We start from the raw sequence: 8,590 nt of genomic DNA, 5'->3' as shown, positions 1-8,590 counted from the left end.
TCTTACATATTGTTTTTTTACATCCTCCATCGGTCCATTACGTTTACTCATTTGGACTCCTCCTTTGATACTTCTATGATAATATCTTTTGATTGAGGTGTCCAAATGAGTTAGGGGGCTAAATAGAAAGTCCCCCATTTTCGAGCGTAAAATTTGATTTTCGAGCGTAAACCAAGCAATTTCGGGCGCAAATCTTAATTTCCGGGCGAAAGCGCGAAATCACGGTTCGTGGGGCCACAATATCCCCTTTTATCGAAGCAATTCGTTCAAACAGGCCTTTTTCTCTTCGATTTTCACAATATCCAACGGTTCGAACTGCTCCTCTTTGATGCTGTTGACTAAAAAATCGTACATGCTGTTGATTTTTCTTCTGATTGGTTTGCTGCTTCCTTCTGCGGTGAGAATCAGGCATTCCAAGGTGGTCAGGATTACGGAGATATCCGCCTGCCCGTAGATTCTGAGCTGATAGAATGCCGTATACAGGATTTCTTCAAAGGTCCGCTGCGGCAGGAAGATACGCTGCTTGCTATCCTCATCCAAGAAGAGCAGCGATTCGGAATCGATTTCGCCAAACTCGATCAAGAGGCGGCTCATATATCTTATACAGTTGTTCGCCGTATTCGGATCGTTGATTCCTGGTGAAATGGCCCGCAATGCCACTTCCGTTAGCTTCTGCAAAGCAAACTCCCCGTCCTGGAGCGGTGTCCTCTCCGGTCCTATTTCCATATATGGATTGATATTGATGGTTTCCTTTTTTTCTTTTAAAAAATAGACCTCTCCAATGACACTTTTGTCCGTAACAAAATCACCGATTCGCTTGTGGTAATGAATGAACAGATCGTGTTCCTTCGCTTTTTCAGCTAGCCCCTCTGTGTCGAGCAATTGGATATAGCCTGTAGTTTCTGCCATCCATTCCAATTTCTCGATGTAGTCGAAGTTTTCTTTTTCAGAAAGAACAAGTTTCCCGGATTCGATCAGCATTTTCTTTTTTTCTGCAGTCTCCATCCCTTCCTTCATTAGCCGTTCGATCAGCATACTTACCCTGATCGATCTGGCAACGTGATGAATAAAGAACACAAAATAGCCAACACAAATGATGGCCAAGATAATTCCGACTCCTGCTGCCAGAACACGCTGGTCATCGAGCCAGTCCTTCATAAATAGAAGCGAAAGCACAGAATATATAAATGCTCCTACGAACACACCAAGCACCCTGACTGTACTGCTTTCCGTCATAAAATCCTGCAGTGTACGGGGAGAGAACTGCGAGGAATACGTCGTCAGCACCACCATGATCGTCGAAAACGAAATCGTCGTCATCGTCAGGATGGCCGTCGAGATGGCGCTAAGTATCGTTGTTCCAAGATCCACACTCGTAAACAAAACCTTTGGTAGGACGTTTTGCACCGAATCCGCAAAAACCGTATCTATTAAAATCACCATAATGGTTAAAATGATGCTTACTACACTATATAAACTCGGAACAAACCAAATGCTCTCCCTCGCCTTTAACGTCCACTTATCCATCGCAAAAGTATCCCCTTTTATCCGTGCCTTTTCTTATACCTTTCCCTATTGCGCCTCGGATTAAGCGGGTTCAGGAAAATTAATCCACTTTGGCAAATAAAAAAGCCAGACCCCATTTTCCGGGCCTAGCTTACCAACTGCGCGCGCAGCTTTTCGATATATTCATACGCTTCGTCCACTTCCTGGTCAGTGTAGCGCTGCTTGCTTTTTAACGTGAACACCTTGTCCTGCACTTCTTCTTTTGGCAGATTCTCAAAGTACAGTACAGTTGAAACAAGCTCGAGGAAGCGTGAGCTCTGCTCGTTCATGGCGGTCATGCACTCGCCAAGATGCGGCATCTCGAGGTCGTAATGCTTTAGGAATTCCGCTCCCGTTTCCGTGAGGGAGTAGCGGTACTGCGAGTAGCCGCCTTTGTTTTCCTTCAGTTCGTGCAGGAAGCCAAGGTTGCAGAGCTCCTCCACTCTTAAGGTCACCTCTTCGGAATATGGTCCGTAAAAATGGAAATTGTATTTTTCATAGAATGGGTAGTTCAGCTTTTTCGCTATGTACACCATCTTTTGCAGCTTTTTTCTCCCGATGACTTCCCCGGCCGTTGCAAAAACCTTCATTAATTTTGCGTGATCGATCAACAAACCCTTCATCTCCTAACGTGTATCCGTAGCCTATATTCCTAATATCTCTCTAATTTTTTTCTTTATCGTGCGTTTCGTCGTATGGTCTTCTAATATGTCCTGTGGAAAATAAAGCTTATGGTCGGTCCTTCTTTTTCCGGAAATCGCTTCTACGATCTCGGATTCCCTTGAAAGCTCACGGATGTCCCCGTTTGGCATCAATAGGTGAATAGGGAGTCGCTCTTCCTCTTCGCCCGGACGGTAAAAGTCGTATGGCAGATCGGAGGATGAATCGACGACTAGATAGTATTCCGGATCGAGTCCTGCTTTTTTGAAAAGCCCCATCAGCTCCATTAAATCCATCATCTGCTTATTAGGATTAAATTCGACATACTTAAACAAATTCCTGTTCATAAATCGTCGACATAAGTCACTTAATATCGAATCTTCTTCTTCCTCCCATGCCTGGAAGTAGAACATGATGACTGCTTCGTCCAATTTTATATAATCTTCGAGTGCAAGCTTGTCCTCAAAAAGGGAATAAAAATGGATCGGATCATGCTTGAAGGTGTAGTTTTCTTCATATAGCTGTTTCGCACGGTGCAGGATTTTCGTTAAAATGACCTCGGCACTTCGTGTCACCGGATGAAAATAGACCTGCCAGTACATTTGGTAGCGGCTCATGATATAATCCTCGACCGCGTGCATGCCACTGGATTTGATGACAACCTGATCCTCTCTCGGCCTCATCACGCGCATGATGCGCTCCATATCGAAGTTTCCGTAGCTCACCCCGGTAAAATAGGCGTCGCGAAGCAGATAATCCATTCGGTCGGCATCAATCTGACTGGAAATCAAGCTTACTACTAGTTTATTTTTATATGTTTTGGCAATAACCTCGGCTACATGCTTAGGGAATTCTTTATGGACGTTCCGCAATACCGCATTTACCTCCGTCTCGCCAAGTATGATCGCTTGTGTAAAATCCTCATGGTCGAGGTGAAACACCTTTTCAAAGGAATGGGAAAACGGCCCATGCCCAAGATCGTGGAGCAATGCTGCACAAAGGCACAATAAGCGGTTTTCAGGATACCAGTCCGGCCTTCCATCAAAGCCATCGTCAATGATCCTGCGTACGATTTCATAAACGCCCAGGGAATGGTTCAGACGGCTGTGCTCCGCCCCATGAAACGTCAAATATGTCGTTCCGAGCTGGCGGATCCTCCTCAGGCGCTGGAATTCCCTTGTCCCGATCAAATCCCATATCACACGGTCACGAACATGCACATAACGATGGACCGGATCTTTGAATACTTTTTCTTCACTAAGCTTTTCCGTTGCATAACTCATTCTCTTGACCTCGTTTACGTGTGATATTTTTTAAACCTGACTCTATTATATAGTATTTTTTTTACAAAGAAAGGATGGCCAAAAGGCAAAATGGAGGGTCTATCCTGGTTTTACCCAATCAGAATCCCGCCTACTCTTCTTTTCGTCATTCTATTAATTTTCTTTAAGTTTCTGAAACTTCAAGGCGAATAAAAAATCACCTTTGTACGAATACGAAGGCGATTTCTATTTCTTGAGCTTTTTCACTATTTTGTCGATCAGTTCATCTTCCGTTGGTGCAGATACAGGACGGTTGTTCACAAATGCAAACGACTTCTTTCTTCCTGGCCCGCAATATGATTGGCAGCCCACATCAAGCTGCGCATCTTCATCCACCTGCTTCAGCTTCGGAATCAATGTCTTGATGTTGGTTGCTTGGCAATCATCACATATTCGAAATTCATTCGCCATTGTCTGGTACAACCCTTTCTTCTCTGGAGACAAGGGAGCTGTCCCCATCGCTTTGCAAATGATATTTTACATGTAAAGCCAGTCCTTTGCAAGCACGGTTTCCGTAGTTTCCGCCATAAATCGCGGCAGATAACAATCTAGTAATTTTTTCTATGAATATGTATAAATATTTTTTTCTCGTCAAAAATAATAACAGAACTAAAGCTTAAAAGGGAGTTGGATTACCATGAAAGATCGTCAGGACGCTTGGTCTGAAGAGAATGATTTATTACTGGCCGAAACGGTTTTACGACATGTTAGAGAAGGAAGCACACAGCTTAACGCATTCGAGGAGGTAGGCGACAAGCTGAACCGCACTTCGGCAGCCTGCGGATTCCGCTGGAACGCAGTGGTACGACATGATTATGAAAAGGCGCTTCAATTAGCGAAGAAACAGCGCAAGCAAAGGCAGCGTGCATTGGGCCAGCCTACGAAAAAGCTGCTTTACAACCCACCGGAGTCCATTGTGGAAGAGGATATCCCATATGTGCTCGAGCAGACTGAAGCCTTGTCCCAGCCTGTGATGAATGCGCAAACACAAACCAACATGGAGGCTGCCGCCGAGCAGGTGCCTGTACAGCAAAAGCAGCCGAGCTATTCCGGATTTAACGGCACGCTATCCATCGATCAGGTTATCGGTTTCTTACAAACCATGAAACACTCAAACGTTCATACTAGCGCTCTAAAACTAGAAAACGAGAGACTAGCAAAAGAAAATGCCGAACTTGGCCGCAAAGCGCAGGAGCTCGAACAGCGCGTCAAAATGCTTCAGGATGAGCAGCTGACCGTCCAGGAGGATTACGAAACACTAATGAAAATCATGAACAGAGCACGCAAACTGGTTCTGTTTGATGAAGAAGAGCGTGTACCATCGAAATTCATGATGGACCGCAATGGGAACTTGGAGAAACTGGCGGAGTAGATAGAAAGAAGATGGGGCCAGACCCCCTTAGCGCTTTAAAGCACTGAGGGGGTCTGGCCCCTTTCTATTAATCCCCCAACACCTTCTCATTCCGCTCCACTATCCGTTGATAATAGTGCTGATAGAGCTCTGTCTCGTCCCCTTGTAGCGTACCCGCGAAAATCTTGCCGCTTATTCCTTTCAGGGAAGTTAGCAGTCTGAGCATCACGTCCTGTACGGTCAATGGCTGGCCTGTCAGCTCGGTCAAGGAAGCCATCACACTTGGGTTGATTGTCGGGAAGGCGAATTTGGTCTGCTCGCCTCGCAAGGCCCGCTTATAGAATTCTCCGATCATGGCTGCACGCTCCGAACCGCTGCCGTCGATGCAAAGATAGATCTGGACGGCCACCCCGCCCCGGATGCGACGCTGGGAGATTCCCGCAAACTTCCTATCGCCGATGCTCAGATCATAGCTGCCCGGACAGTACGATCCGATTATCTCCTTTGCTTCTATTTCAGAAGTCAGATCATCGAACATTTCCTTCGTCAGTTCAAACATCGCATCATAGCCTCTATTGATATCGATCGCTTTTTCACCTTCCGGGAACACAAGGGAAATATTAAGGACGCCATCGTCAAGGACGACTGCCAATCCACCGGAATTCCGGACGATCACTTCATACCCCTGGCTGTTCAAATAATCGATGCCTTCCTGAAGATGGGGCAGTCTCGTATCCTGAATGCCAAGTACAATCGTGTTCTTGTGGACCCATGCCCTGCAAACCGCTCCGCTTTCGCCCTTGCCTACAGAGGTACATAATGTGTCATCCATGGCAAACGACTGAAGTGCATGGAAATTTGCACCTAATGAAGATTGATCGATGATTCGCCAGCTCGGCTGCATGAGTAGCGCCTGGGCAAGCGTATTTGTTGGTTCTATCATGATAATGGTAACTCCTCTGAACGCTCAAATTTATTCCTTTGCATTATAATACAAGAATGAAAAAAGAGGAAGGTGCGCAACCAAGCCGCACACTTCCTCTTTCACCGTCACATTTAGTTCATTGCCTGCCCTGCAGTAATAAGCGCAAGCTTGTATACGTCTTCCACACTGCAGCCGCGGGATAGGTCGTTCACTGGTTTGTTCAAGCCTTGCAGGATCGGTCCTACCGCTTCGAAGTTACCAAGGCGCTGTGCGATTTTGTAGCCGATGTTTCCAGCTTCCAGGCTCGGGAATACGAATACGTTTGCGTCCCCTTTGATGATGGAGCCAGGTGCTTTCTTTTCTGCAACAGATGGAACGAATGCTGCATCGAATTGGAATTCGCCGTCCACTACAAGATTCGGGTCGCGTTCAGCTGCTAGGCGAGCCGCTTCTACTACGCGCTCCGTTTCAGGGGATTTCGCCGATCCTTTTGTTGAGAAGCTCAGCATTGCTACCTTAGGCTCGATGTTGAACATTTTTGCTGTTGCGGCACTTTCCACTGCAATTTCCGCCAGGTCGTTGCTGTCAGGGGAAATGTTGATCGCGCAATCGGCGAATACATACTTCTCGTCGTTGCGTACCATGATGAAGACACCGGAGGTTTTGCGGACTCCTTCTTTTGTCTTGATGATCTGCAAAGCAGGACGAACGGTGTCTGCTGTTGAGTGTGCCGCTCCGCTTACAAGTCCTTGCGCACGGTTCACGTGTACAAGCATCGTTCCGAAATAGTTCGGGTTGAGAAGAATCTTGCGCGCATCCTCTTCTGATGCTCTCCCTTTGCGGCGTTCCACGAAGGATGCCACAAGCTCGTCCATGTGCTCGTATGTTTTCGGATCGTAGATTTCCACGCCGTCCAATGTCAATTTTAGGCTTGCTGCAAGTTCATTGATCTCATCAAGGTCTCCAACCACGATCGGCTGCACCATATTTTCTGCCGCCAAACGTGCCACTGCTGTCAGCACACGCTCGTCATTGCCTTCAGGGAATACGATTTTGATATCTTTTCCTGCCACTTTTTCTTTTAAGGTAGTAAATAAATCACTCACACAAATCGCTCCTTAATTCGCTTTATATTAGCTTCTACTGATAAGGATACTTCAACAAAATTGAAAAGCAACCATAAGACATTGTTGTTATCGCTTTCAGAAAAAAGTCTTTATTTTCTAAAAAAATCCCATTATCTTCGCCCTTCTATTGTTATCTGCCGGCCCCATCCTATTCATCAACCCGACACATTTTTGCAGTATTACTATTAAGAAGATAGGGACAAACTGTGTTATAGTAAGAAGGAATACATAGTAAATCTATTATCTAATTTCGATATAGGAGTGATGATGATGAGTGAAGCTGCACAAACATTAGACGGCTGGTATTGCCTGCATGATTTCCGTACGGTGGATTGGGCCCTGTGGAAGACACTTTCAAGCGAAGAGCGCCAAACGGCCATCAATGAGTTCTTGGGATTAGTGGAAAAATGGAACCATGTTCAACGAGATAAAAATGGAAGCCACGCACTATACACAGTTGTTGGTCAAAAAGCCGACTTTATGATGATGCTTCTTCGTCCGACTTTGGAGGAATTGAACGCCATCGAAAATGAGTTCAACAAAACAACACTTGCACAGTATACGATTCCGGTACATTCCTATGTATCCATCGTTGAGCTGAGCAACTATCTTCCTGAGGGTGAGGATCCATATCAGAACCCGCAGATTCTTGCCAGACTATACCCGGAATTGCCGAAAGCGAAGCATGTCTGCTTCTATCCGATGGACAAGCGCCGCAACGGGGAAGACAACTGGTACATGCTGCCGATGGAAGACCGTCGCCGCATGATGCGCAGCCACGGCATTATCGGCCGCCAGTATGCCGGGAAAGTGAAGCAGGTCATCACCGGTTCTGTCGGATTTGATGACTACGAGTGGGGCGTGACCTTATTCGCGGACGAAGCGCTTCAGTTTAAAAAGCTAGTCTACGAAATGCGTTTTGACGAAGTAAGTGCCCGTTTCGGGGAATTCGGGGCGTTTTATGTAGGAAACCTACTTGAAGAAGATAAAGTATACTCTTTCTTGCACGTATAAAAAGATTTGTGGGCGCCAACTTTCGGGTTGGCGCTTTTTTGCGGCTGTGGGGAGTTCCGGGATTTCTTCCGGCCTCTCCTTGTCATATTCCCTCCACCTTCCTCATACAATCTACTAGTATGATTTCTCATAAAAAAGTTGCACCATTTTCTGACCACTCAATATGTTAATAGGGGAGATACCTATGCTTTAACGGAAATTGAGGTGAGAAAATGGCAGTTATATCTCACAACGAAGCGGATGTGAAAACCTTGGCCCGGCTGTTACGCGCAGAGGCTGAAGGCGAGGGTGTTCAGGGAATGCTGTTAGTTGGTAATGTCGGTGTCAATCGCGTTCGCGCAAATTGCTTGGATTTCAAAAACATCAATACGATCAATAAGATGGTATTCCAAAGTCCTGGTGGCTTTGAGGCAACTCAAAAAGGGTATTTCTACCAGCGGGCAAGGGATAAGGAAATCAGACTGGCCCGGCGCACTATTAATGGGGAGCGGTTCAGTCCGGCAACAAACTCCTTATGGTTCTTCCGACCGGATGGACCATGTCCGTCTCAATGGTACAATCAGCCGAATGCCGGCCAGTTCAAATCACACTGCTTCTTTTTCCCATTGGAAGCGAACTGTCCCAGTGTTTACCAGACTTTTTAAAA

The 8,590-nt window shown here is 46.1% G+C and carries 9 protein-coding genes; 3 read left to right on the top strand and 6 right to left on the bottom strand.

The window, feature by feature from the left end; translation table 11 throughout:
* Window positions 1–249: 249 nt before the first annotated feature.
* The 4 genes from ACQCT5_RS21800 to ACQCT5_RS21785 all read right to left on the bottom strand — a co-directional run bounded on the left by ACQCT5_RS21800 (window position 250) and on the right by ACQCT5_RS21785 (window position 3,938).
* Complete coding sequence (locus ACQCT5_RS21800) at window positions 250–1,527, bottom strand: DUF2254 domain-containing protein (protein ID WP_499645110.1); 1,278 nt, start codon at window positions 1,525–1,527, stop codon at window positions 250–252.
* Between the two features lie 125 nt (window positions 1,528–1,652).
* Window positions 1,653–2,159, bottom strand: coding sequence for a YwgA family protein (locus ACQCT5_RS21795; RefSeq protein ID WP_499645108.1), 507 nt, complete (start codon window positions 2,157–2,159; stop codon window positions 1,653–1,655).
* Between the two features lie 30 nt (window positions 2,160–2,189).
* A complete protein-coding gene (locus ACQCT5_RS21790; protein ID WP_499645106.1) occupies window positions 2,190–3,488 on the bottom strand; it encodes an HD domain-containing protein in 1,299 nt (432 codons plus the stop codon).
* Window positions 3,489–3,713: 225 nt separating this feature from the next.
* Window positions 3,714–3,938, bottom strand: coding sequence for a YuzB family protein (locus ACQCT5_RS21785; RefSeq protein ID WP_417898592.1), 225 nt, complete (start codon window positions 3,936–3,938; stop codon window positions 3,714–3,716).
* Window positions 3,939–4,164: 226 nt separating this feature from the next.
* On the opposite strand from ACQCT5_RS21785, the gene ACQCT5_RS21780 reads away from it, so the two are divergent.
* Window positions 4,165–4,899: an RsfA family transcriptional regulator gene (locus ACQCT5_RS21780; protein WP_499645104.1), complete on the top strand. Its 735-nt coding sequence runs from the start codon at window positions 4,165–4,167 to the stop codon at window positions 4,897–4,899.
* A 67-nt stretch (window positions 4,900–4,966) separates the two neighbouring features.
* Here ACQCT5_RS21780 and lipL read toward each other — a convergent pair whose 3' ends face one another.
* Window positions 4,967–5,821, bottom strand: a complete 855-nt coding sequence (gene lipL, locus ACQCT5_RS21775) for an octanoyl-[GcvH]:protein N-octanoyltransferase (RefSeq protein ID WP_499645102.1) — start codon at window positions 5,819–5,821, stop codon at window positions 4,967–4,969.
* Window positions 5,822–5,934: 113 nt separating this feature from the next.
* Entirely contained in the window at window positions 5,935–6,909 is a 975-nt protein-coding gene (gene pta, locus ACQCT5_RS21770; RefSeq protein ID WP_499645100.1) for a phosphate acetyltransferase, read from the bottom strand.
* Window positions 6,910–7,200: 291 nt separating this feature from the next.
* On the opposite strand from pta, the gene hemQ reads away from it, so the two are divergent.
* Together hemQ and ACQCT5_RS21760 are read left to right on the top strand one after the other, a co-directional pair.
* Window positions 7,201–7,944, top strand: a complete 744-nt coding sequence (gene hemQ / locus ACQCT5_RS21765) for a hydrogen peroxide-dependent heme synthase (protein ID WP_499645098.1) — start codon at window positions 7,201–7,203, stop codon at window positions 7,942–7,944.
* Between the two features lie 212 nt (window positions 7,945–8,156).
* A complete protein-coding gene (locus tag ACQCT5_RS21760) occupies window positions 8,157–8,588 on the top strand; it encodes a cell wall hydrolase (RefSeq protein ID WP_499645096.1) in 432 nt (143 codons plus the stop codon).
* Window positions 8,589–8,590: the final 2 nt, after the last annotated feature.

This window comes from Sutcliffiella halmapala (assembly GCF_050107295.1).
In the GTDB taxonomy this organism is placed as follows: domain Bacteria; phylum Bacillota; class Bacilli; order Bacillales; family Bacillaceae_I; genus Sutcliffiella_A; species Sutcliffiella_A halmapala_A.
Note: the sequence above shows the minus strand (reverse complement) of the source record. Positions and strands in the feature narration are given on the sequence as shown.